The following is a 23,006-nucleotide window of genomic DNA, read 5'->3' on the forward strand; positions in this document are numbered from 1 at the left end:
CCATCCTGAATAAATGCAGGATGGATGTTCTAATAATTCACTTACTTAACCCTCAAAATAAATTCGGATTTTGCTTTTTCCTCACCATTTATAAGAATAGCTAGACCGTGCAAACCTTCATAATGCTTACGTGTACTCAAATTCTTAAATACATGTTCTCGGGTCAAGTGGGTCGTTCCACTTGGATAGGTCTTCTGTGATAAATGAAAAATCTTTCGGGCTTGTTTTCCATTCGCTTTCATAAAATCAATCCCGTATTCAATCCGAAGATTTTGTGATTCAATGGATTCGTTAATAACGTCAAATGAAAACGTTAATGTCTCACCAAGTGACAGTTGATCACATGAAAGAGTGAAATTTTGAACACCTATATTAGCCGCAGATGTGTATCCAAATAGTTGAAGAGTCTCAACATCCCCTTTTTTCAGTAAACTGCGACTAGCATGCTTTAAAATCCAATCGGTGTGCGGATGTTTTCCTCTCCATTCACGAACGATTTGCTTTAACAGGTTGGGGTGATCTTTTGAAATATCGTTTAAATTATTTGCTACAGATTTCCTTACATATAGGGAAGGGTCTTCCTTTAATGTTTCAAGGATAGGTAAGATGGGAGTGGGGTCTTCCTTTAAAGCAGTCAAAACTGGAGCCCAAGGGAGACGCGGACGGCAGCCCTCACTCGCTAATCTTCGTATATGCTCATCCTCGTCTAATGCCCAATGCTGCATTTGAATCATCATTTTTGATTGATCTTTCAAAATAAACGGTCGAACCGCAAACTCAGAACTCGAATATTTAGTGAATTGCTCTAGTGCAAACATTGAGGTTTGCCAATGATCTAGACCGTACACTTCAACAAAATCAGGAAAAAACAAATATTCTACACCCTTGCATTGTGGAGCGATCGTCAGCAATATTTCAATAGAAGAATCATACGGTTGCGGTAAGGACTCTCTTAATGCGAGTGTTATATGGCGAATTCGTTGCTTGAATTCCCGCTGTTCCCATTCGTCATTATAAATAAAGGTTAAAAACTGGTTTTCATCAAAATCCGGATAAGCTGACTTCAATATTTTGATAAATTGGTTAAAAAATGAAGGGCTATATCTATCTTTAATTAACTCTGCCATATAAATCCTCATTTCCATTTTCGTTTCTTACATAATAACAAAAAAACCACCCCACATCAGTGGGATGGCCGAATGTCTAAATTAAGATGCTTTCTGCTCATTCAAAACCGGTTGAACGCGTTCTGCTTTCGGAGCAACATTAAATACAATATTTAATAAAATGGCTGTAATACTACCAGCCACAATTCCATTGTCAGTCAAAATACGGATGCTTGATGGCATTTGAGCAAAAAGGTCAGGAACAGCTGTGACACCAAGACCAATTCCAACCGAACAAGCAATAATTAATAAGTTCTCTTGTGACGCGAAATTTACCTTGCTTAACATTTTAATACCATACGCGATAACCATTCCGAACATCGCAATCATGGCTCCGCCTAGAACAGATGTAGGAATGATCGTTGTTAACGCACCGATTTTAGGGATAAATCCTAATAGAATTAACATAGCTCCCGTTGTATAAATCACATTTTTGCTTTTTACTCCCGTGATTTGTAAAAGACCAACGTTTTGAGAATAAGTAGTGTAAGGGAAAGCGTTAAATAATCCTCCAAGAAGAATCGCTAAACCTTCCGCACGATAGCCATTGGCTAGATCCTTTTCCGTAACTTCCTCTTCACAAATATCACTTAAAGCAAAATATACTCCAGTTGACTCAACCAAACTTACCATCGCAACAAGAATCATCGTTAAAATGGCTGTGATTTCAAATGTTGGCATTCCGAAATAGAAAGGAGTGACCATATGGAACCAGCTAGCTTCAGCTACTGCTGAAAAATTAACCATTCCCATAAACGCAGCAACTACTGTACCTGCTAATAAACCTAAAAGAATCGAAACCGAACGAACAAAACCTGTGAAAAAGCGGTATAAAACAATAATAAAAAGAAGAGTTCCAAAAGCTAAAGAAATGTTCGTCATCGAACCAAAATCAGGGCTTCCTTGACCACCAGCCATGTTGTTAATAGCAACAGGAATTAAGGTAATACCGATAATCGTTACAACTGAACCTGTTACAACAGGTGGGAAAAATCGAACGAGCTTTCCAAAAAACTTCGCAATCAAAACTACGAATAAACCAGAAACTAAGATGGATCCATAGATAGCTGAAATCCCGTATTCTCCACCAATGGCAATCATCGGACCAACAGCTGTAAATGTACAACCAAGAACAACAGGTAACCCGATTCCAAAGAATTTATTTTTCCAGACTTGTAAAAGTGTTGCCACACCGCACATTAAAATATCGATTGAAACTAAGTATGTTAATTGCTCGCCAGTTAATCCAAGTGCTCCCCCAACAATTAGTGGAACAATAACTGCCCCTGCATACATGGCAAGCACATGTTGAATTCCTAAAGAAGTAAGTTTGAACGGATTTGTTTTCATTATACCGATTCCTCCACCTTGTCTTTTACAAATTTGACCTCTCCATTTGAAAGGGACTCTACTCTTGCTAGTGACTCAACCTTCAAGCCTTGTTCTCTTAATTTATTTCCACCAGCTTGGAACGATTTTTCAATGACGATTCCAATTCCAGCAATCGTTGCTCCTGCCTGTGTAACAAGTTCGATAAGACCTAAGGCGGCTTCCCCATTTGCTAAAAAGTCATCAATGATAAGAACGTGATCTCCTTTTTCAATAAACTTGTTAGAAATAGAGATTTCGTTCGACTCTTGTTTCGTGTATGAATAAACAGTGGCCGTTAGTAGATCATCTGTTAATGTAAGAGACTTACGCTTTCTAGCAAAAATAACAGGGATGCCAAGCTTTAATCCTGTCATCACCGAAGGAGCAATTCCTGAAGACTCGAGTGTGAGAATCTTTGTAATACCTTCATTTGCAAAAAGCCTTGCGAATTCCTCACCAATTTCTAGCATGAGCTGAGGATCTATTTGGTGGTTTAAAAACGAATCAACCTTTAAAACAGACTCCGAGAGTACTTTTCCCTCTTGTAAAATCTTATCCTGTAATAACTTCATATGTCCTCCCTAAGAAAGAAAAATAAAAAAGCCTAACTTCATTGCATTCACATCAAATTGAGTGAAGCAATGACCTTAGGCTTTAAAGGCGTGGTTTGCATAGATAAAACAAATATCATAGCAATTCCCATTGCTCACTCATAGTCGAATCATTTACGGTGATTCGGTAGAAACTTGCGAGCCATATTCTCGCTATTATATGAGTGAATCCTATGAAGTTAGTTATTATTATATCACCATTATATTGTAGTTCAATAGAAAAATCACGATTAATTCCGAAAATTTATGGTAAAAAGATGCATTAATATTCGTGTTAAGGGTTTCAATAGTCAGATAAATACGAAAAAATAGCAAACTGTCCATAAAATACGAACAAAGAGGTGCCCGTTTCGGACACCTCAAGTCTATTATTTGGTAACAGTAACAGTTTCTACCTCTAACTCAACTGGTTGCTGTTTATGTTTACTATAGAAAATTCCTGTGGTGAGCAACGAAATGGCTCCGAAAATAAGCACCATGATTTGTAGTCCGACCACATCTAATAAAAAACCGGTACCCAGGAGTACGACCTGAAACATGATTCGATCAAGCATATTTCTGAATGAGAAGAAGCGGCCATGGAAGCTCTTTGGAACCTTTGTTTGAAAAAGCGTAGAAACCGTTGGGTAAAAGCAGCCAACCGCAAAACCAACTATGGCAAAAGAAAGAATGGCAAGTGCCTTGTTCTCAACAAAATATAGTGATATTTGACCCAAACCGATCACGGTTGAAAAAACAAAAATAATGGTAAAAGGAGACCATTTATCATTGAGCCTTTTGATCACAAACGTTCCTAACATAAAGGCGATTCCTTCTGCTGTATATATCAAGCCTTTAATCGAGGAATCATCATGAATTTCACTAATATTGATGACCATCAAATTAAACCCACTTAGAAACAACAAGGGAACAAGGGCCATAATTAGGGTCATCAAGACAACGGGCATTCCTTTGATAACAGGGAGAACATCTTTAAATCCACTAGATCCGTTCGTGTTTAGCGCGGAGTTGGACAACTCCGGCTCTTCCATTTTTAAAAAGAAGGTGAAGACGAGTAAAATGCCGTAAGCAACAAAAGATGCAACATACAACATGGATAAGGGCATAACGACAAGCATGGCGCCCGCCAAAGCCGTACCTAGTACACGTGAAATGGTCGACACATTCATATGTACGCCATTCAGTTGGAGAAGCTGATTTTCTTGAACGATTAAAGGGATAGCTGACTGTAGTGCTGGAAAATAAAAAGCAGCGGAAAGCTGAATGCCAATCATAAATACGACCATCCACCAGACCGAGCCGGTATATAGCGCAAGGAACATAAAGATGACACTAAACATACGGGCAATACCCGAATAAATCATAATTGTTTTTTTACTATACTGATCGGTCATTCTTCCTGCAAGAGGGCCAACAAGAATTCCTGCTAATAAGCCAGTAGCGAGGATAAGAGACTTAAGAAAATCAGAAGGTACCTTCGCTTGCATAAATTCTAAGTTTCCGATAATTCCAGTCCATAATCCAACCCCAGCAATAAACTCGCCAATTAAAATAATCCATACATTCCGATTTTTCCACATCATTTTATAGCCTCTTTTTCATTTAATATATTCTTCATTTAATGAAAAATTTCGTATCTCGAAGATTATTATAGAGGTTTTTGTAAAATCTGTCATGGGTAAAAATGATGGAAACGTATATTGTCACTACAAATAAAACAACAGAGCTCTACACTCTGTTGTAATTTCTTTCAATAATAAAATGGGTTAAATCTCCCCGAAATATGGTTTTTGAGTACTCAATAATGGATCCATCCTCTAAGTACGCATGTGTGTCTAAAGAAAAGCAAGGGCTGCCCACAGGGATTTGCAGCTTTTTCGCTATTTCCTCATCCGGCTGATACAATTCTAAGTTCTCAATGGTTTTACTTACGTGAAGGTCATATTGAGTTTGCAACAGCTTGTACAGGGGGAATAGGTGGATGATGAATTTTATTGATAAATACATCATGCCGGTGGCGAACAAGTTGGGGAATAACAGGCATTTACTTGCCATTCGTGACGCGTTGGTTGGAATGATCGCGATTACGATGGTCGGTTCTTTGGCCGTCCTGTTAAACAACTTAGGTTCAGTACCAGGAATTGGGAAGCCGTATCAAAAAATGATGGTTGCCTTATTCGGAGAAATATGGAACACACTTGGCGGAGACATCTGGTGGGGGACGCTTGCGTTCATGACCGTTTTTGCCGTCTTTGGAATTGCCTACAAGCTTGCGAAGTCTTATGGAGATAATGGATTTGAAGCGATGCTTGTTGCTGGAGTTGCTTTCTTTGTACTCATTCCCCAAATAGGAAATGTGACTCTCACACCTGAGGGAGGAGAAGCCGTCTCTGGTGGCGCATGGGGCTTTATTAGCTGGAATTATTTTGATGCTACTGCACTTTTTACAGGTATTATCTTTTCTATTTTTGCGACTGAAATTTTTGTACGATTAGCGAAAATCAAGTACCTGGTGATCAAATTACCAGATGGAGTACCCCCAGCTGTTGCAAGATCTTTTTCAAAGCTTCTACCTGGGATGGCGACCATTTTTACGATGGGGTTATTTGGTCTTATTTTACGAAAATTCATTAGTGAACTTCAAGCACCATCTGATACTTTGAAAATGTAAAAATGATTCCCTGGGCAAAGTGATTTATCTTCCCAGGGAGTTTCTTTTTTTAAAATATAAGGAGGCCAAAGTCTGAATAAAGGCTTAAAAATTGTAACGATTGGCGGAGGATCTAGCTATACGCCAGAATTAATTGAAGGATTTATTAAGTATTATGACGAACTACCAATAAGAGAAATATGGCTTGTGGATATAGACGCAGGAAAAGAAAAGCTCGATATTGTTGAAACTAAGCTAAACGAATGGTCGAAAAATCAGGGCTTCCTATCAAGGTTCACTTAACACTCGATCGAAGAAAAGCGTTAGAAGGAGCAGACTATGTCACAACTCAATTGCGAGTTGGCTTATTAGAGTCTCGTAAACTGGATTAAATCATCTGGTGTATGGATTGGATGTTTTTGTTGATGGAAAATCGGTGAAAAAGGAAGTTATTTCTCTTTTAACAAATCCAGAAAAGGCAATTACGATGCAAAATATCCATGCAATGGGATGGGAACCAGAATTTTTGCAAGCCGTTCGATTGATTCACTCGATGTATACAGATAAGCGAGATATCCAAGCAGTGAATACAAGAAATAACGGAGCTATCTCTAATCTTCCTGCCAATGCTGCTGTAGAAGTAAGCTGTGTTATTACGAAAGACGGTCCGAAGCCGATTAGCGTAGGAGAGCTACCAGTAGCGGTAAGAGGACTGGTTGGGTATATGAAATCTTTTGAAGAGGTTGCCATTGAAGCAGCGGTAACAGGCAACTACAACACAGCGCTTCTGGCCATGACGATGAACCCGTTTATTCCAAGTGATCAAACAGCGAAGACGATTCTCAATGAAATGTTAGAAGCGCATAAAGAGCATTTGCCGCAGTTTACTTTAAAATAAGGAGAATGTACATGATTCAATTAATTGTTAACGCAGACGATTTTGGTTTTAGTTCTGGAGTGAATTATGGAATTATTGACACACATCTGAATGGAATTGTGAACTCCGCCACAATGATGATGAATATGGAAGGAACGGAGCATGCCATTCAGCTTTCAAAAGAGCATCCAAGCCTTCAAGTCGGGATTCATCTTGTCCTTACATGTGGAAAGCCTCTTTTACAAGATGCTTCTTCACTTACGAATGAAGAGGGATTCTTTCATTCCCTGTCAGATCTCCACTCGAAAAAAGAGACGATACGTGTTGAAGAGGTGGAAAGAGAATGGACCGCTCAAATTGAAAAGTTTTTGAGCTCAGGTGTTCCCCTTACACATATGGATAGTCATCACCATGTTCATACGATTGGGGAGTTATTACCGGTTGTTCAACGATTAGCTGAAAAATACAACTTACCGGTTAGAGCCAATGGATTAGATCAAATTCAAGGTGTGGCGCCATTTTCAGATGTGGCATTATTTGATTTTTATGGAGATGGATTGGAAGCAGAGTATTTCAATAAGCTTGGGGAACGATTCAGCCAACCAACAAAAGTTGAAGTGATGACACACCCAGCTTACTTAGATACAGCCATTTTAAATGGTTCTTCCTATACGTACAAACGCATAGAAGAGGTGGATCTTCTAAAAGCGGTGGTCCTCCCAGAAGGCATCCAATTATTATAAAAAGGGAAAATGTTACAAATATTATAGTTGCATATAGTAATAAACTTATGTAATATAGTCATATATTCATTTTGTTTTGACTATAGTTGTAGTATAGTACAAAAGAATATTATCGGTTTTCCTTTCTCAGTAAAGGGGAGTAGCGTCAGGATTTTTCCTGAAACAAAAGTCGTCATTCCATGGAGCAATCCATCGGCTTTGTTGGCATTTTACTTGTGCTTAGCGAGACCTTTGCCTACAATGGCAAGGGTCTCTTTATTTTGTAGGCAAAAAAATCGATAAGAACTTAATTTTTAGGAGGGAATCATGTATGGAACTAGAATTTTTAACCGCACTACTTACTATTATTGCTATTGACTTAGTTCTTGCCGGTGATAATGCCATCCTTATTGGATTAGCAGCTAGAAATCTTCCAAAAGAACAGCAGAAAAAAGTAATTTTTTGGGGCTCAATCGGAGCGATTGTCATTCGTGTAGTGGCAACACTTGCTGTTGTTTGGTTACTGAAGGTCCCTGGTTTACACCTAGTAGGTGGACTATTACTTGTTTGGATCGCTTATAAGCTATTGACGGATGACGATAGCCACGGTGACGTAAAAGCCGGAGACACATTCTGGGCAGCCATACGTACGGTGATCATCGCTGATGCGTTAATGGGACTAGACAATGTACTGGCAATTGCAGGTGCATCTCATGGGAATATGACGTTAGTAATTATTGGATTGCTTGTTTCCGTGCCTGTTGTTATGTGGGGTAGTACAATGATTATTAAATGGATCGAACGTTACCCAGTTATCGTAACCATTGGTTCAGCTATTCTAGCTTGGACAGCAGCGAAAATGATCGTTGGAGAAGGATTCCTAAATGGAATTTTTGCTAACGGATTTATCAAGTATGGTTTTGAGATCCTAGTCATTGCAGCTGTTTTATTTGCGGGTCATATGACCGTGAAAAAGAAACAGCTTGCAGCTCAGAACGAAGAAACATTTGAACTGAAAAAAGCTGGTTCTCACTAAGATATGCAAGGTGCTCCCTATTTAGAAAGGGAGCACCTTTTTTTATATTTTTAGCGCTTGATGTAAATCGGTTGATGTTTCAATTTGTATCGTAGAATGGTCAATATGGAATCGACTGCTTAGTGTCCGAATCGCCTCTTGTAAAATCGTTTGTGAATGGTGTTCCTCTTTCACCAGTAAATGACAAGTAAGAGAGTGAAGTCCAGATGTGATCGTCCAAATATGGAGATCATGTACATCGATCACACCATGTATGGATTCAAGAGCTTTTTTTACATCCTCTTGATTCACAGATGATGGTGTTCCCTCCATTAGTATATGAAGAGAATGAGAAATGACACCCCATGCACTACGTAAAATTAATAAAGCGACGATGACAGAAATAATAGGATCCGCGATATACCATCCAAACAGCAGCATGACGATTCCAGCAATAATCGCTCCAACCGATCCTAACGCATCTCCTAATACGTGTAAATAGGCACTTCTCACGTTCACATTATCTTTCACATCACCATTTCGTAATAAAGACCAAGCGCTAATTAAATTAGCTCCAAGACCAATACAAGCGATGAGGATCATCGTTCCGCTGGCAACGGTTGGAGGTTCCATAAACCGTTCAAATGCTTCCCAGATGATAAAACCAGCAATGACAAATAGAGTGACACCATTAAACAGAGCGGCTAACACTTCAAACCGGTAAAATCCAAAGGTTTTCTTTGGAGTAGCTGGACGAGAAGCCATCCAAAGAGCTACCAAGCTAAGTAACAAAGAGCTCGCATCACTAAGCATATGCCCCGCATCTGATAAAAGTGCAAGACTATTAGTCATTAATCCTCCAAAAAACTCCGCAAACATAATTCCCGTTGTAACCAATAAAGCAATGAGTAACCCCTTTTTGTTTCCTTCCCGCTGCGAATCAAAATGATCATGGCAATGGTCATGAGCATGATGGTGATGATGATGACCATGACCATGACCGTGATGATGATGGTGATGACCCATGTGAATTCCTCCTAATTACAATTAATATGGGAAAGGACTTGTTGAAGAATCGTGATAACATGTTCGTCATCATATGAATAGTACAAGGTGCTTCCTTCCCGACGATATTTGACTAATCGAAGCTTTCTCAGCGTGCTTAGTTGATGGGAAACGGCCGATTGAGTCATCTCCAGTACTTCCGTAATATGACTCACAGAACATTCCTCTTGGGAGAGTAAGTATAAAATTTTTATTCTTGTTGGATCAGCTAGTGCTTTAAATATCCTTGCTGCTTCATCCGCTGTTGTTTGGTTAAGAAAAGAATGATCCGTACGTTCCATCATCTAGCTCCTTTAATCAGTAATTTAACATATGAGCATATGTTCATATATGTATAGTATCATAAAGTTGGTCATTTGGTGATAAAAAAACTTGAATTCTCAGAAATTTACTTTGGAACAACTGTGAAAAAGTGATAACATGGTAGAATACAATATGCTTTAGTCCGATTAAGTATTGGAGTGAACGTTGGAGTGATGACAGTGACAGTAAGAGAAGTTCCATTAAGAGAGAAAAGTATTGTATTTATCGGTTTTATGGGTGTGGGGAAAACAACCATTGGAAAATTAGTAGCTAAAAAGCTATATCGTGATTTTATAGATATCGATCAAGTGATCGAAGAAGAATACGGTGCACCAACTTCAGAAATTTTTAAGCAAATTGGGGAAAAAGCCTTCCGTGCCAAAGAAAAAGAAGTGATTACTAAATTAAGCAAGAAGAAGCTTTCAGTACTTTCTTTAGGCGGCGGTGCATTTCTTCAAGAAGATATAAGGGAAGCGTGCACGAAAAATTGTATCGTATTTTTCCTAGACCTATCGTGGGAATATTGGAAAGATCGTATTAGTTTAATTATTGATTCAAGACCAGTTCTTCAAGGTCGAAATATTGATGAAATTTTGGAGCTTTTTAATAGTAGACAAGAGATCTACCAATACCATCATTCAAGGGTAAAAACCGATTCTCAGGAAGCAGAAGAGATTGCCGATTATATCGTCGATTCATTAAAGGTTGCTTGGGATATTTATGAGCCAAGATAATTTATGACGAAAAGCCATTCAAACTGAATGGTTTTTTCTTTTTATTTGGAATTTTTAATAGGGACAGCCTATGAATCAGGTTGTTTTTTTCAATTAGACTTTCCTTTCTTTCCCCCATACAATTAAGGTATAACATGAATTCATGAAAAAAACTTTATTATTCTTGTGAATCATTTCACAATCAAACAACTAGGAAAACAATTTCAATGGGAGGCAAGGATCATGGCAGATTTAGGACGCATCGATGGTAGAACAAAATTAATTGGACTTTTAGCAACCCCAATCGGACACTCATTATCACCAGCTATGCAAAACATGTCATTAAGAGAGCGTGGGTTAAATTATTCATATATGGCATTTGAGGTAGGAAATGAGCAGTTAGCTGATGTGGTAACAGGAATGAGAGCGTTAGGCGTACGAGGCTTTAATGTATCTATGCCCAATAAGACGAAAATTCTTCCATTATTAGATGAGCTTTCTCCTGCTGCTCAGTTTACGGGTGCAGTGAATACAGTGGTGAATGAAAATGGAAAGCTAATCGGTCATATTACAGATGGAACTGGATATATGAGAGCCTTAAAAGAAGCAGGTGTGGACGTCGTTGGCAAGAAAATGACTTTAATGGGTGCTGGTGGAGCTGCGACGGCGATTGCGATTCAAGCTGCCCTGGATGGAGTAACTGAAATCTCGATTTTTAACCGTGAGGACGACTTTTATCATCGTGCTTTAAAAAATGCCCAAATTATTAACGAAGAGATAGAAGGAATCCGTTGTAAGGCGACGGTTTACAATCTTGATGATGCCGATCGTTTAAAGGAAGAAATTTCAACTAGCGATATTCTTACAAATGCAACAGGTGTAGGCATGAAGCCGTTAGAAGGAGAGAGCGTGGTGCCAGATGCATCTTGGTTACGACCAGAACTCATTGTATCTGATGTCGTATACATTCCACGTAAAACGAGATTACTAGAATTAGCAGAAGAAGCTGGTTGTGCGAAAGCAATCAATGGATTAGGAATGATGCTTTGGCAAGGAGCTGCAGCCTTTAAGCTTTGGACCGGGGAAGATATGCCTGTTGAGTATGTAAAAGAGGAAATGTTTTAAAAGAGAAAGGAAGGGTATTCCTTTCTCTGATAGATAAATTTTTTTCGTAAATAATGTGAAGTGATTCACAAATTTGAAAGGAGAAGAAAGTATGGAGACAAATAAAAAGTATTATCCAATCGCTTTTGCACTTTATTTTACTTATTTAGTTCACGGAATTGGCGTATCCATCTTAGCGCAATACAAACAGAATTTTGCGGAAAAATGGGGGGCTACCACATTAACGGACGGTACATTTGACGTGAGTATGGTGCTCACAGTTATTGCCGCATTAGGGTTAGGACGTTTAATCTCGCTTCCCATTGCAGGACCACTGTCAGATAAATTTGGACGAAGAGTATCTGGTTTAATTGGCATTACAGCGTATGTCACTTATTTTATCGGTCTGGTATTTTCACCAAGTATGTATGTTGCCTATGCATTTGCATTACTAGGTGGGGTGGCGAACTCTTTCATAGATACAGCCGTTTATCCAGCCATCATGGAAATATTTAAGAAAAAAGGCGATGTGGGCAACTTGTTTGTAAAATTCTCGATCTCCATTGGACAATTTTTGCTTCCATTTATGATTGGTTTTGTAGCGGCAAACACGATGCCATTTACATCATTATTCTATTTATCAGCGATTCTTTTAGCAGTAGCAGGCGTATTAATGGCGGTTTTACCATTCCCTCCAATGTTGGCGAAAGTGGAAAAAGCAGACTCTAAAAAATCAGAAAAGTTAAAGCTAACAGGACCAAGTTTGGCGATTGTGATCTTAGGATTCACGGTTACTTCTACCTTTATCTTGTGGTTAAATGCGAATCAGGAATTAGGAAAACTTTACGGTTTAGCGGACCCAAGTAAAATTCAATCGTATTATGCACTTGGAACAGTGATTGCGATTTTGATCACATCCTATTTAATTAACAAAAAAATTCTTCAATCGGTTCAAGTGGTTGCCCTTTATCCAGCAATTGCTGCCGTCATGTTGCTCGTGATTTACTTTGTGAAAGTACCTTCTATTTTATTAGTCGGTGGTTTCGTGCTTGGTTTTACTGCTGCAGGTGGAGTTCTTCAATTAGTCACATCTCTAGCTGTTGAGTTATCTCCAGCAAACGGTGGTAAAATGACATCAATCGTTATGATCGCTTCAAGTCTTGCCAACTACACGATTTTAACAGCTGCAGGAGCGATCACGAGAGCTGGTGGAGTGGACGGACCATTGTATCTTCTATTGTTTAATTTTGTCATCACAGCCATCGGTGTCGGACTTGCCGTATATGTGAACAAGAAGTATGCAGAAAAGACGATAGCTCAGGTTAAACTGGCAAGCTAAAAAAGGAAATGGCACTAATCGTACGTATTAGTGCCATCCCCTATGATTCTAAAAAGTTCTCAATTTAGACAATTTGATTTCAATAAGTAGACGTATTTACACCGTAATAAGTATCTTAATATTGATATAATATGCTCAAGTTCTCACAAAGTGTACTAAAGAAGAAAGGAGTGCTGAAAATGAACAATAAATACTCTTTTACGGCAATTGGCTGCTACATGAACTATTTTGTCTTTGGCATGGCCTATATTATGATTGCACAAAATATGTCTTTCTTAACAGAACAATTCCACACAGATAAAGCCGGAGTCAGCTTTATCATTTCGGCATTTGGACTCGGTCGGCTACTGTCCCTTTATTTAGGTGGGGTATGGTCTGATAAGATTGGTAGAAAACCATTTATCGTCGCTGGTTGTCTGTTGTTTGCTGTGTTCCTAATCGGTATACCTCTTAGTCCAAACTATGTAATGGCGATTGTGTTTGCTTTTTGTGGTGGATTAGGCAATGCATTTTTAGATGCAGGAACGTACCCGACGGTAATGGAGGTTTTCCCAAAGACAGCCGGATCAGCTACGGTTGCATTAAAGGCATTTATTTCTTTCGGCTCTGCTTTACTTCCATTACTGATTGCCTTATTTATTCAGCATGATATTTTTTATGGTATGTCGTTTTTTATCCCAGCCTTCATCTTCTTGGTATCAGGTTTCATGTTAGTGAAGGCAAAGTTTCCTAATCATAAGGTTAGCGCAGAAAATACGGAAAGCGGCCCACCTGTCGTGTTCTATACAAAGCCTAATTTTATGATCGAAGGAGTGGCCATTATCGTTATTGGTTTTACTGCTCCTGCTCTTCTTTATTTAATGAATATTTGGATCCCCACTTACGGGCAGGAAATGATAGGAATGCCATTAGTCGATTCGTTAAAACTGATGTCGTATTACAGCTGGGGAGCCCTTCTCTCCGTCATCTCTTTAGCCTTGTTAGTAAGAAAGACCATTCGTCCCGTCACCATTGTTCTTGTTTATCCAATACTATCATTCTTGTCGATTTTGGCATTATTGACTTTTAAAACACCCGTGCTCGCAATGATCTCAGCATTCCTTATCGGCTTCTTTCTAGCAGGTGTCCTTCAGCTTGGATTAACCGTATTATGTGAGTTCTTCTGGGATCGCAAAGGCTCAGTAACAGGAATTATGTACACCGCAACAGGATTAGCAACGACCCTTATTCCGATGGTTTCTGGATTCATTACCAGATATGTGGATATTCATGGCGTATTTGTGTTTGCGCTTTTCGTCAACTTCATAGGAATCCTTGCAGCAGGAGTCGTCTTCTACCAATATCGTAAACTAACAAGCTTCAAACAACAGCAACTAGCCGCATAAGAAAAGGCAGCCACTTTTGAATATGGGCTGCCTTGTTTTATTTTGATTGAAATTTCCTTTGAAAAAGATCGAATAGCATCATTTTGTCTCGCAACAATCCGGAACATGGCTGCTGGCCCATAGGATATGTCAGAGTGTATTTGTCACAAACAGGACATTTCCCGTCTTCTTTAAAATAATGAATAATGTTCATTGGAAAGTTGAAACCGCCTCCCCCAACTAACATTTGATAAGAGTGGCCTTTCACTTCAAAAAGCACCTGATACCCACTAAAGATGGATAATTTACTAATCTTAATATTCGTAGCAGAATAATGGCTCATTTATTTTACACATCCTAAAGTAAATTCAGTAGAAGACAAGCTTATGGTTTAATTATAGCTTAATATGGATGGGGTTTCATGGAATTTTGTAACAAAATGGGGGAGAAAGGGGTGTGGTGAGTGGGGAACTCTGCGAGTTTGGGGTGATTTATCCGCGAGGTCGAGTTCTTTTAGGAGCGACAATCAATAAAAAAACGAGCCACACCCCGTGCAGCTCGCCTCTCTAAAACTAACTAAAGATCACCATATCGACACTCAATACTCAAATAATCATTAATAAGGATCAGCTTCGTGACTTTTCTTTACCGCTTCTTCTGTTGCTTCATTCGCAGCTAATGTACCTTGTCCATATTTTGATTGACCTGATTCACGACCTGGAACTTCCCCTGCTTTCATACCATCCATTTCTTTCAGTTTCATTTGAAGACCTTCTCGCACACGGTGTCCATACTCTTCATCGGCTTGTGTGAAGTGTTCAATCATAGCATCTTGAATTTTTGGGTCGCATACGGCAAGTGCTTCGGATAAGTTTTTAATTAATTCATCGCGCTCCCAATCTTCCAAGCTTCGATAGGTATGACCTGCCTGCCCGTAGTTGTTAGGTCGATCGATTGGCGCACTCATGGCTGCTGCATTATACATTGGTCGGTGTGGTGTACGACCTTCTGTACTTGCTTCCTTAAAACCGCCGAGCATCGATGGTTCATAGTTAATATGTGGATTGTCCCCTGACTCTTTTGGGTCACGTACATCCATTTGCCCGCGTTGCTGATTGGTATGCACAGGTGCTTTTGGAGCATTTACAGGCACTTTTAAATAGTTTGCTCCCACACGATAGCGTTGCGTGTCGGAGTAAGAGAAGGTACGACCTTGCAACATTTTATCATCTGAAAAGTCCATTCCATCAACAAGAACCCCTGTACCGAAAGCAGCTTGCTCAATCTCCGCATGAAAATCCACTGGATTGCGATCAAGAACCATTCGCCCTACCGGTAACCATGGGAACTGCTCTTCTGGCCACAGTTTCGTATCATCAAGTGGGTCAAAATCGAGTTCTGGATGATAATCATCTTCCATGATTTGAACAAAAAGCTCCCATTCTGGATACTCCCCACGCTCAATGGCTTCATATAAATCTTGTGTTGCATGACCAACGTTCTTTGCTTGAATCTCGTTTGCCTCGTCTTGTGTTAAATTTCGGATTCCTTGCTTCGGTTCCCAGTGATATTTTACCAACACTGCCTCACCCTCGGCATTCACCCATTTATAAGTGTTCACACCAGAACCTTGCATATGACGATAGGTAGCAGGAATTCCCCATGGAGAGAAGAGGAAGGTAATCATATGTGTCGCCTCAGGTGTACGGGAAACAAAATCAAACATCCGCTGTGGATTCGGAACGTTGGAAGCAGGATCCGCTTTAAAAGCGTGAATCATATCAGGAAACTTCATCGCATCACGAATAAAGAAAATTTTCAGGTTGTTCCCAACAAGATCCCAGTTACCGTCTTCTGTATACATTTTTACAGCGAAGCCACGCGGATCACGTGCGGTTTCCGGTGAATCCTTCGCTCCTGCCACTGTAGAGAAACGAACCATTAATGGTGTTTTCTTCCCAGCCCCAGAAAATACTTTGGCACGTGTATACTTTTCTACGGGTTCATCTCCCACTTTTCCATACGTTTCAAAATATCCAAAAGCTCCAGAACCACGTGCGTGTACCACGCGCTCTGGTATCTCTTCACGATCAAAGTGCGATATTTTTTCAATAAAATGATAATTCTCAAGTGTAGCGGGTCCACGATTTCCAATCGTACGTATATTTTGATTATCTGGCACAGGATGGCCCTGACGTGTGGTTAACGTCTCACGATTCTCATCTTGTCCGTTTGAAGCATTTTTATCTTTGTTCTCTGCCAAAAAGATAACCTCCTAAATATGTATTACTATCATAGAATGTCCATTTTAAGGTGATGTATGCAAAGTTTTCCATATGGTCCAAAAAGAAACAATAAACAGGACATTCACCACCCTTTATCCAGTTCATACACTGTACGTGAGTGTGTGTTCTTCAGCCGTTTAAAGCGAAAGAGGCGGATATTATGGTAGAAAAAGGTGATGTGAAGTGATAAGGAAAATCCCTGCAGGTTATAAATCAAAGCTCGATTTATTACAAACAGAACAAGCGATTAAAAAAGTGAAGGATTATTTTGAGAACAATTTGGCAGAAGAGCTGAATCTTATTCGTGTTTCAGCGCCAATCCTTGTAAAAGAAGGCAATGGGATTAATGACAACCTAAATGGTGTGGAACGTATTGTTTCCTTTGATGCTTTAGATATAAAAGACACCCAAATCCAAGTCGTACAATCTTTGGCCAAGTGGAAACGACTCGCTCTAGCAAAGTATGGAATTGGTTTAGGCAAGGGACTGTATACGGATATGAATGCCATCCGACGTGACGAAATCCTAAGCAATCTTCATTCCCTATATGTGGACCAATGGGACTGGGAAAAGGTCATTACAAGAGAACAACGCAATGTCCAAACCTTGCAGGCGGAAGTACGAAAAATTTATAATGTGCTTCGTTCCACAGAGATTTACCTTAATGACTTTTTCCCAGAACTAACACCATCCCTTCCGATGAATATTCATTTTGTCACTACACAGGAACTCGAAGATGAATTTCCAGAGTTAACACCGAAGCAAAGAGAAGATAAGGTTGCAAAGGAATATGGCGCTGTGTTTATCTTTCAAATTGGGGGTGAGTTGAAGTCAGGTAAAAAGCATGACGGTCGTTCACCTGATTATGATGATTGGACGTTAAATGGAGATATCGTCCTTTGGAATCCTACTCTTGAAATGGCTTTTGAAGTGTCTTCTATGGGTGTTCGAGTAGATGAAGAAGCCTTGAAACAGCAGTTAATACTAGCTGGTGCTGAGGATCGTATGAATTTAGAGTTCCACCAAGCAATACTAAAAGGGGAAGTTCCATATACAATCGGTGGGGGAATTGGGCAATCAAGATTGTGTATGTTTTTCCTTCAAAAAGCTCATATTGGTGAGGTTCAAGTGTCGATTTGGAATGAGGAGATTTTACAAGCTTGTAGAGAGGCGAATATCCAACTATTATAATGTGACTAAAAGGAAAGCTTGTGGCCTATGTCCACAAGCTTTTTAATAACAAAAGAATATAACCTAGATGGTCGAATTCTAATTTTAATTTGGTACAAACTGGACGAATGTTTAGAAATTGGCGAAAATAAGATAAAGAAGAATTTCAATATCGAACGATGAGATAGTAAGTATATAAAAAGAAAAAGAGCTGATACAATGAGTATTATTTTAGCTTTACTTGCTGCTTTATTCGCAGCACTAACCGCTATCTTGGCCAAAATCGGAATTGAAAATGTGAATTCCAACCTTGCTACAGCTGTACGAACTGTGGTGGTACTGATTATGGCCTTTCTCATGGTTCTCATCACCAAACAAACAGATGCCTTGTTTGAGGTTTCGGGAGAAGCACTGTTTTACCTCGTTCTGTCAGGGTTAACAACAGGTCTATCCTGGTTGTGCTTTTTCAAAGCGATTCAAATCGGTGATGTATCGAAGGTCGTTCCGATTGATAAAGCAAGTGTTGTTTTAACGATCATTCTTTCGTTTATTGTTCTTCAGGAGCCAGCGACTACCCTTGTCGTAGCGGGAGGAGTCATTATTTCTGTCGGAACATTTGTGTTAATTGGAAGAAATAAAGAAAAGAAAAAAGTTCGAGTAGGTCAGTCGTATATTTGGTTGGCGGTTCTATCAGCCATCTTTGCATCTTTGACAAATATTTTAGCTAAGATCGGAATCGAAGACGTGGACTCAAATGTAGCCACCTTTATCCGAACCGTAGTGATCATCCTGTTTGCGTGGGGCATTGTCTTTTATCAAAAGACAGGTAAGGAGTTAAAAACGATTTCGAAACAATCGTACATATTTTTGATTTTATCTGGAGCGGCTACAGGGCTTTCATGGCTCTGTTACTTTGCAGCGCTCGCCTTCGGGAAGGTGAGTGTGGTCACGCCGATTGATAAGTTTAGTGTCGTGATTACACTGGTACTAAGTTTTATTATTTTGAAGGAGAAGCCGTCGAAAAATACGATTGCTGGAGCGGTATTGATTACGATTGGGACTGCGTTGCTGATTTTGTAGACATCCATTTTTGGATGTCTATTTTATTTTTTTGTAAATTAAGAAAAGTAGATTGACTAAAGGGATGGAAGGTGGTATTTTTATTTTATCAAATGTAGTTCTTAATAAAGAACTAGTTAATGCTTCTATTTAGAAAAAATGGGAAGTGAATTTTTTTTGGAATGGTTGTTCTTTAATAAGAACGTTGTGATATGCATGAATACATATTGTTTGTAATCAGGAGGAAATATGAGCGCAATTGCTGGAATCTTAAACCTTAACGGGGAACCCGTCTCAATTGAACAAAGTACTGGCATGATGAAAGCTCTAGAAAAATTTCCTGCCAATGACATACAAACCTGGCATAAAGATAATCTGTTCTTCGGTTGCCATGCTCAGTGGATCACACCAGAATCGATTGGCGAACAGATACCATTCTATGATTATGAAAGACGTCTGGCCATTACAGCCGATGCGATTATTGACAATCGGGAAGAGCTTTTCCAGCTTTTGCAGATTGATAGAGAAGATCGTAAGAAGATCACTGATAGTCAGCTAATTCTACTTTCCTATCATAAGTGGGGAGAGGAATCACCAAAGTTTTTAGTTGGGGATTTTGCTTATGTGATTTGGGATGAGAAAGAAAAAAAAATATTTGGTGCAAGAGATACTTCTGGCTATAGAACACTTTACTATTACTTTAATCATTCGAAATTTATATTTTGTTCAACTATAGGACCATTTTTCAAACTACCTCATATTGAGAAAAGATTAAATGAAGAGTGGCTGGCAGAATACTTAGTTATTGCCGGAATGATTGATACAGTACATTCACAAACCACTCCTTATCAGAACATTTATCAATTTCCTCCTGCAACTAGTTTTTCCATAGTTGGCAAGGATATGAAGTTTACTAAGTATATAAAATTTCAATTTGATCAGAAAGTAAAGCGTAATTCAATTAATGAATACATAGAGGAATTTCAAGAAATTTTTAATACAGCTGTAAAAGCAAGGCTTAGAACTCATAAGAACATAGGTGCTCAGTTAAGTGGTGGATTGGATTCAGGAGCTGTAGTAGGTTTTGCTGGTAAGCAATTAAAGAATGAGAATAAATTGCTTCATACATTTAGTTACATACCTCCCAATGACTTTAAGGATTTTACACCAAGCAATCTAATGCCTGACGAGCGTCCGTTTATTAAATCAACCGTAAATTATGTCGGGGGTATAAAGGACCACTATATTGACTTTGAAGGAAAAAGTTCCTTTTCAGAAATAGATGAAATGATAAGTGTTCTTGAAATGCCTTATAAATTTTTTGAAAACTCATTTTGGCTTAAAGGAATGTTTGAAGAGGCTAGTAAAGAAGATATTGGGATATTACTAAATGGGGATAGAGGGAATTACTCTGTTTCGTGGGGATACGCACTAGATTATTATTCTATCCTCCTGAGGAAGATAAATTGGATTCAATTATATAGAGAACTAGATTCATACAGTAGAGTGGTAGGAGGGGCAAGGTTAAGATTGCTACCAACGATAGCTAGTATTAGTTTTCCTAATATAAATCAATTATTAACAAAGGAAAAAAAATTTATTATGCCTAGAATGATAAATCCAAATTTTGCATTGTCTACTGGAGTTATCGAAAAACTTAAAAGGTATGATATTGGAGAAACGGGATGGCTTAACGCATCAAACGTTTATGAAGAGCGTGAAAAAATATTTCAAAATCTCTTTCCATGGAATGCTGGTAATACCTTAACGTCCAAGTTATCATTACGTCATTTACTTTGGAAACGGGATCCTACAAATGATATTCGTGTGGTTCGTTTTTGCCTTAGTGTACCAGATGAGGTTTACGTTAGAAATGGTAGGGATAGAAACCTTATCAGAGAAGCTACTAAGGGGTTTCTACCGGAAAAAGTAAGATTGAACCAAACTGTAAAGGGTGTTCAAGGAGTTGATTGGGTACATCGTTTAAATAACCAATGGTCTACTATTTTAGAAGAATTTACTCAAATAGGGTCTGATAAAAGATTATTAGAATATTTTGATCCACAAGTAATTAAAGATACTTATACACATGTAAAGGGGAAACCCAGGAACGAATTAGCTACTAATCCCTATTATAAGGTTCTTATCCGTACTTTAATCCTGGCTAGATTTATCCAAAAAGAGTTTTGAAAGGAGGTGATCGTATGAAGCAAGATTGGAAGAAGCCCGTTTTAGAAGTACTAGATGTAAAAATGACAATGCTCCAAGGAGAAGGTGAATATACAGATGCTGATTTCCCACAAAATACTCCAAAAAGCCAATTAACATTTAGCTAATATTGGAAGTGTTTATAAGGAAGGCCTTGCTAGTATAGTTACTAAGATGTTCAAGTAATGGCCTTTATACCAAAAAGTATAAAGGCTTATTACATAATTGTATTTTTAATGGAGTGGACATATGAATAGTATTGCCAATAAGGTTATAGCTTTCGAAGCCTTTGGACTTAACATTTTAAGTGAAATTCCATTAAAGGAGTTATCACAGAGATTAGTAGATCAAACTAGTATTGATATTTGTATAAAAGAAAAGTGTTTGAAAAATCAGTGGAATACACTTGATGATCAAGAAAATGCGTTTGTTATAACAGAAGATAAGGTCATGTTTGAGGTTCCTAACGTTGCTATCTTCTCAGTTGAGAATGGAAATAGTATATATGTTACACCTTTAAAGGACTATGATGAAGATGTTGTTCGTTTGTACCTTTTAGGAACCGGAATGGGCACAATTCTATTACAAAGAAAATCACTTCCTCTACATGGTAGTGCATTGGAATTTGAAGGGAAAGCTATTGCAATTGTAGGGGATTCAGGGGCTGGAAAATCTACTACTGCTTCCGCACTCATGAAAGAAGGGTTCAATCTACTTAGCGATGATGTTATAGCACTAGCTCTTACAGATGATATGGATGTAATGGTTACTCCAGCCTACCCTCAACAAAAGCTATGGATAGAAAGTATAGAGCATTTAGGGATGAGTACGAATAACTATCGTTCTATATATGGAAGAGAAACAAAATTTAATGTGCCTGTGAATGAACAATTTGTCAATAGAACAATCCCTCTTTATGGAATATTTGAGTTGGTTAAATCCAGCACAAATGAGGAGGTGGAATTTAAAAAATTAGATAAACTAGAGTCGTTTTACTCCATTTATTCTAATACTTTTCGAAACTTCTTAATTAGACCGCTCCATTTACTAGACTGGCATTTCGAATTTTCAGCGAAGATTTTAGATCGTGTGCCAACCTATAAGTTGGTTCGACCAGATAACCAAAGTTATTCTGTTAACAAGTTATTATCAATAATTTTGCAAAATGTGAAAGAAGAAGGAGGAGTGAACGATGTTAACAAGTAAAGGGATTCAAGTTGAAGATTTGGTATTCCAAGTAGAAGGGAATATTGTTAGTGTAATGGGGAAAGAAAAAGTGATGCTTAATGTTGAAAAAGGAAAGTATTTCAACTTGGGCGAAATTGGTGGGGAGATATGGGATTTAATAAAAGAGCATCATAAGGTTTATGATATTACACAATTACTTATGGAAAAATACGAAGTATCAAGAGAAGAGTGTCTCAATCATGTTCTTTCTTTTTTAAATCAACTGTCCTCAGAGGGCTTAATTAAGATTATTAAAGAGATTCGTTAACTAAAAAGGTGTAATGCATATGTTAAGGAAAATTGTATTATTTCTAAAGTTAGATAATAAGAGAAAACTAATTTTTCTTGAGGCTTTTTACTTTCTTGGCTGGGCACGTATTCGTAAAGCAGGCAAATTCTCCACTCTTGCTTTCTCACTTGGAGAACATATGAGAGTAACGAATGAAAATGTACCCGAAAACATAGATGAAGTATATGAATTAAAGAGAATTAGTGAGGTCTTAAAAGTTGTTAGTAAGTACACTATTTGGCAAAGTGTTTGCTTTGAACAGGCAGTGGCTGCAATGAAAATGCTTGAAAGAAGGAAAATAGAAAGCACAGTTTATTTTGGAACAGCAAGAGATGAAAAAGGAAATTTTGTAGCACATGCTTGGCTAAGAAGTGGTCCATTTATTATTACAGGTGGAGAGGTAAAGGATCAATTTACAATTGTAAGTATGTATGCAAAATTTATTAAGTAATTAGTATTGTAGGTGTA

General features: G+C 38.4%; 23 protein-coding genes, 1 pseudogene and 1 riboswitch. Of the genes and pseudogenes, 15 read left to right on the top strand and 9 right to left on the bottom strand.

Annotated elements, in window-relative coordinates; genetic code table 11:
• Positions 1-41: 41 nt before the first annotated feature.
• The 5 genes from ACFFHF_RS24610 to ACFFHF_RS24630 form a co-directional block, all read right to left on the bottom strand.
• Positions 42-1,127, bottom strand: coding sequence for a DNA alkylation repair protein (locus tag ACFFHF_RS24610; protein ID WP_377059278.1), 1,086 nt, complete (start codon positions 1,125-1,127; stop codon positions 42-44).
• Between the two features lie 81 nt (positions 1,128-1,208).
• Positions 1,209-2,516: a nucleobase:cation symporter-2 family protein gene (locus tag ACFFHF_RS24615; RefSeq protein ID WP_340905229.1), complete on the bottom strand. Its 1,308-nt coding sequence runs from the start codon at positions 2,514-2,516 to the stop codon at positions 1,209-1,211.
• Complete coding sequence (locus ACFFHF_RS24620) at positions 2,516-3,109, bottom strand: xanthine phosphoribosyltransferase (protein ID WP_377059279.1); 594 nt, start codon at positions 3,107-3,109, stop codon at positions 2,516-2,518. Before ACFFHF_RS24620 ends, ACFFHF_RS24615 begins: the two co-directional genes overlap by 1 nt.
• 121 nt (positions 3,110-3,230) lie before the next feature.
• A riboswitch (purine riboswitch) is annotated at positions 3,231-3,332 on the bottom strand.
• A 184-nt stretch (positions 3,333-3,516) separates the two neighbouring features.
• Positions 3,517-4,728 carry an MFS transporter gene (locus ACFFHF_RS24625; RefSeq protein WP_377059309.1) on the bottom strand — a complete coding sequence of 404 codons (1,212 nt, stop codon included), beginning with the start codon at positions 4,726-4,728 and terminating at the stop codon, positions 3,517-3,519.
• Between the two features lie 148 nt (positions 4,729-4,876).
• Positions 4,877-5,203, bottom strand: coding sequence for a UTRA domain-containing protein (locus tag ACFFHF_RS24630; RefSeq protein WP_160546187.1), 327 nt, complete (start codon positions 5,201-5,203; stop codon positions 4,877-4,879).
• On the opposite strand from ACFFHF_RS24630, the gene ACFFHF_RS24635 reads away from it, so the two are divergent.
• The 4 genes and pseudogenes from ACFFHF_RS24635 to ACFFHF_RS24650 all read left to right on the top strand — a co-directional run bounded on the left by ACFFHF_RS24635 (position 5,130) and on the right by ACFFHF_RS24650 (position 8,433).
• Complete coding sequence (locus ACFFHF_RS24635; RefSeq protein ID WP_160546186.1) at positions 5,130-5,819, top strand: PTS transporter subunit EIIC; 690 nt, start codon at positions 5,130-5,132, stop codon at positions 5,817-5,819. The genes ACFFHF_RS24630 and ACFFHF_RS24635 overlap by 74 nt on opposite strands.
• Before the next feature lie 72 nt (positions 5,820-5,891).
• A pseudogene (locus ACFFHF_RS24640) lies at positions 5,892-6,696 on the top strand (family 4 glycosyl hydrolase).
• A gap of 11 nt (positions 6,697-6,707) precedes the next feature.
• Complete coding sequence (gene chbG, locus ACFFHF_RS24645; protein WP_377059280.1) at positions 6,708-7,418, top strand: chitin disaccharide deacetylase; 711 nt, start codon at positions 6,708-6,710, stop codon at positions 7,416-7,418.
• A gap of 310 nt (positions 7,419-7,728) precedes the next feature.
• Positions 7,729-8,433 carry a TerC family protein gene (locus ACFFHF_RS24650; RefSeq protein ID WP_377059281.1) on the top strand — a complete coding sequence of 235 codons (705 nt, stop codon included), beginning with the start codon at positions 7,729-7,731 and terminating at the stop codon, positions 8,431-8,433.
• Positions 8,434-8,475: 42 nt separating this feature from the next.
• On the opposite strand, the gene ACFFHF_RS24655 is transcribed toward ACFFHF_RS24650, so the two are convergent.
• Positions 8,476-9,438 (bottom strand): cation diffusion facilitator family transporter, encoded by a 963-nt coding sequence (locus ACFFHF_RS24655; protein ID WP_377059282.1) that lies wholly within the window; start codon positions 9,436-9,438, stop codon positions 8,476-8,478.
• Positions 9,439-9,449: 11 nt separating this feature from the next.
• Complete coding sequence (locus ACFFHF_RS24660; protein WP_119709725.1) at positions 9,450-9,758, bottom strand: ArsR/SmtB family transcription factor; 309 nt, start codon at positions 9,756-9,758, stop codon at positions 9,450-9,452.
• A gap of 201 nt (positions 9,759-9,959) precedes the next feature.
• Between ACFFHF_RS24660 and ACFFHF_RS24665 the strand changes: the two genes are divergently transcribed.
• The 4 genes from ACFFHF_RS24665 (at position 9,960) to ACFFHF_RS24680 (ending at position 14,321) form a co-directional block, all read left to right on the top strand.
• Positions 9,960-10,514: a shikimate kinase gene (locus tag ACFFHF_RS24665; protein ID WP_377059283.1), complete on the top strand. Its 555-nt coding sequence runs from the start codon at positions 9,960-9,962 to the stop codon at positions 10,512-10,514.
• A gap of 222 nt (positions 10,515-10,736) precedes the next feature.
• Positions 10,737-11,618 (top strand): shikimate dehydrogenase, encoded by an 882-nt coding sequence (locus ACFFHF_RS24670; RefSeq protein WP_377059284.1) that lies wholly within the window; start codon positions 10,737-10,739, stop codon positions 11,616-11,618.
• 91 nt (positions 11,619-11,709) lie between these two features.
• Positions 11,710-12,936, top strand: coding sequence for an MFS transporter (locus ACFFHF_RS24675; protein ID WP_377059285.1), 1,227 nt, complete (start codon positions 11,710-11,712; stop codon positions 12,934-12,936).
• A gap of 179 nt (positions 12,937-13,115) precedes the next feature.
• A complete protein-coding gene (locus ACFFHF_RS24680) occupies positions 13,116-14,321 on the top strand; it encodes an MFS transporter (protein WP_377059286.1) in 1,206 nt (401 codons plus the stop codon).
• A 37-nt stretch (positions 14,322-14,358) separates the two neighbouring features.
• Here the strand turns inward: ACFFHF_RS24680 and ACFFHF_RS24685 are convergent, their stop codons facing one another.
• Together ACFFHF_RS24685 and ACFFHF_RS24690 are read right to left on the bottom strand one after the other, a co-directional pair.
• Positions 14,359-14,643 (bottom strand): hypothetical protein, encoded by a 285-nt coding sequence (locus ACFFHF_RS24685; protein WP_377059287.1) that lies wholly within the window; start codon positions 14,641-14,643, stop codon positions 14,359-14,361.
• Positions 14,644-14,916: 273 nt separating this feature from the next.
• A complete protein-coding gene (locus ACFFHF_RS24690; RefSeq protein WP_377059288.1) occupies positions 14,917-16,563 on the bottom strand; it encodes a catalase in 1,647 nt (548 codons plus the stop codon).
• 208 nt (positions 16,564-16,771) lie between these two features.
• Between ACFFHF_RS24690 and asnA the strand changes: the two genes are divergently transcribed.
• The 7 genes from asnA to ACFFHF_RS24725 all read left to right on the top strand — a co-directional run bounded on the left by asnA (position 16,772) and on the right by ACFFHF_RS24725 (position 22,989).
• Positions 16,772-17,776: an aspartate--ammonia ligase gene (gene asnA, locus ACFFHF_RS24695; RefSeq protein ID WP_377059310.1), complete on the top strand. Its 1,005-nt coding sequence runs from the start codon at positions 16,772-16,774 to the stop codon at positions 17,774-17,776.
• A gap of 198 nt (positions 17,777-17,974) precedes the next feature.
• The gene (locus ACFFHF_RS24700) at positions 17,975-18,835 is read left to right on the top strand and encodes an EamA family transporter (RefSeq protein WP_377059289.1); all 861 of its coding nucleotides are present in this window, start codon (positions 17,975-17,977) and stop codon (positions 18,833-18,835) included.
• Between the two features lie 228 nt (positions 18,836-19,063).
• On the top strand, positions 19,064-21,004 hold the full coding sequence (locus tag ACFFHF_RS24705; protein WP_377059290.1) for an asparagine synthase-related protein: 1,941 nt from the start codon (positions 19,064-19,066) through the stop codon (positions 21,002-21,004).
• A 14-nt stretch (positions 21,005-21,018) separates the two neighbouring features.
• Complete coding sequence (locus ACFFHF_RS24710) at positions 21,019-21,150, top strand: paeninodin family lasso peptide (protein ID WP_377059291.1); 132 nt, start codon at positions 21,019-21,021, stop codon at positions 21,148-21,150.
• Positions 21,151-21,271: 121 nt separating this feature from the next.
• On the top strand, positions 21,272-22,228 hold the full coding sequence (locus tag ACFFHF_RS24715; RefSeq protein ID WP_377059292.1) for an aldolase: 957 nt from the start codon (positions 21,272-21,274) through the stop codon (positions 22,226-22,228).
• Entirely contained in the window at positions 22,215-22,517 is a 303-nt protein-coding gene (locus ACFFHF_RS24720) for a lasso peptide biosynthesis PqqD family chaperone (RefSeq protein ID WP_377059293.1), read from the top strand. Before ACFFHF_RS24715 ends, ACFFHF_RS24720 begins: the two co-directional genes overlap by 14 nt.
• A 19-nt stretch (positions 22,518-22,536) precedes the next feature.
• A complete protein-coding gene (locus tag ACFFHF_RS24725) occupies positions 22,537-22,989 on the top strand; it encodes a lasso peptide biosynthesis B2 protein (RefSeq protein ID WP_377059294.1) in 453 nt (150 codons plus the stop codon).
• Positions 22,990-23,006: the final 17 nt, after the last annotated feature.

Source organism: Robertmurraya beringensis, from assembly GCF_042433785.1.
Lineage (GTDB): Bacteria > Bacillota > Bacilli > Bacillales > Cytobacillaceae > Robertmurraya_A > Robertmurraya_A beringensis.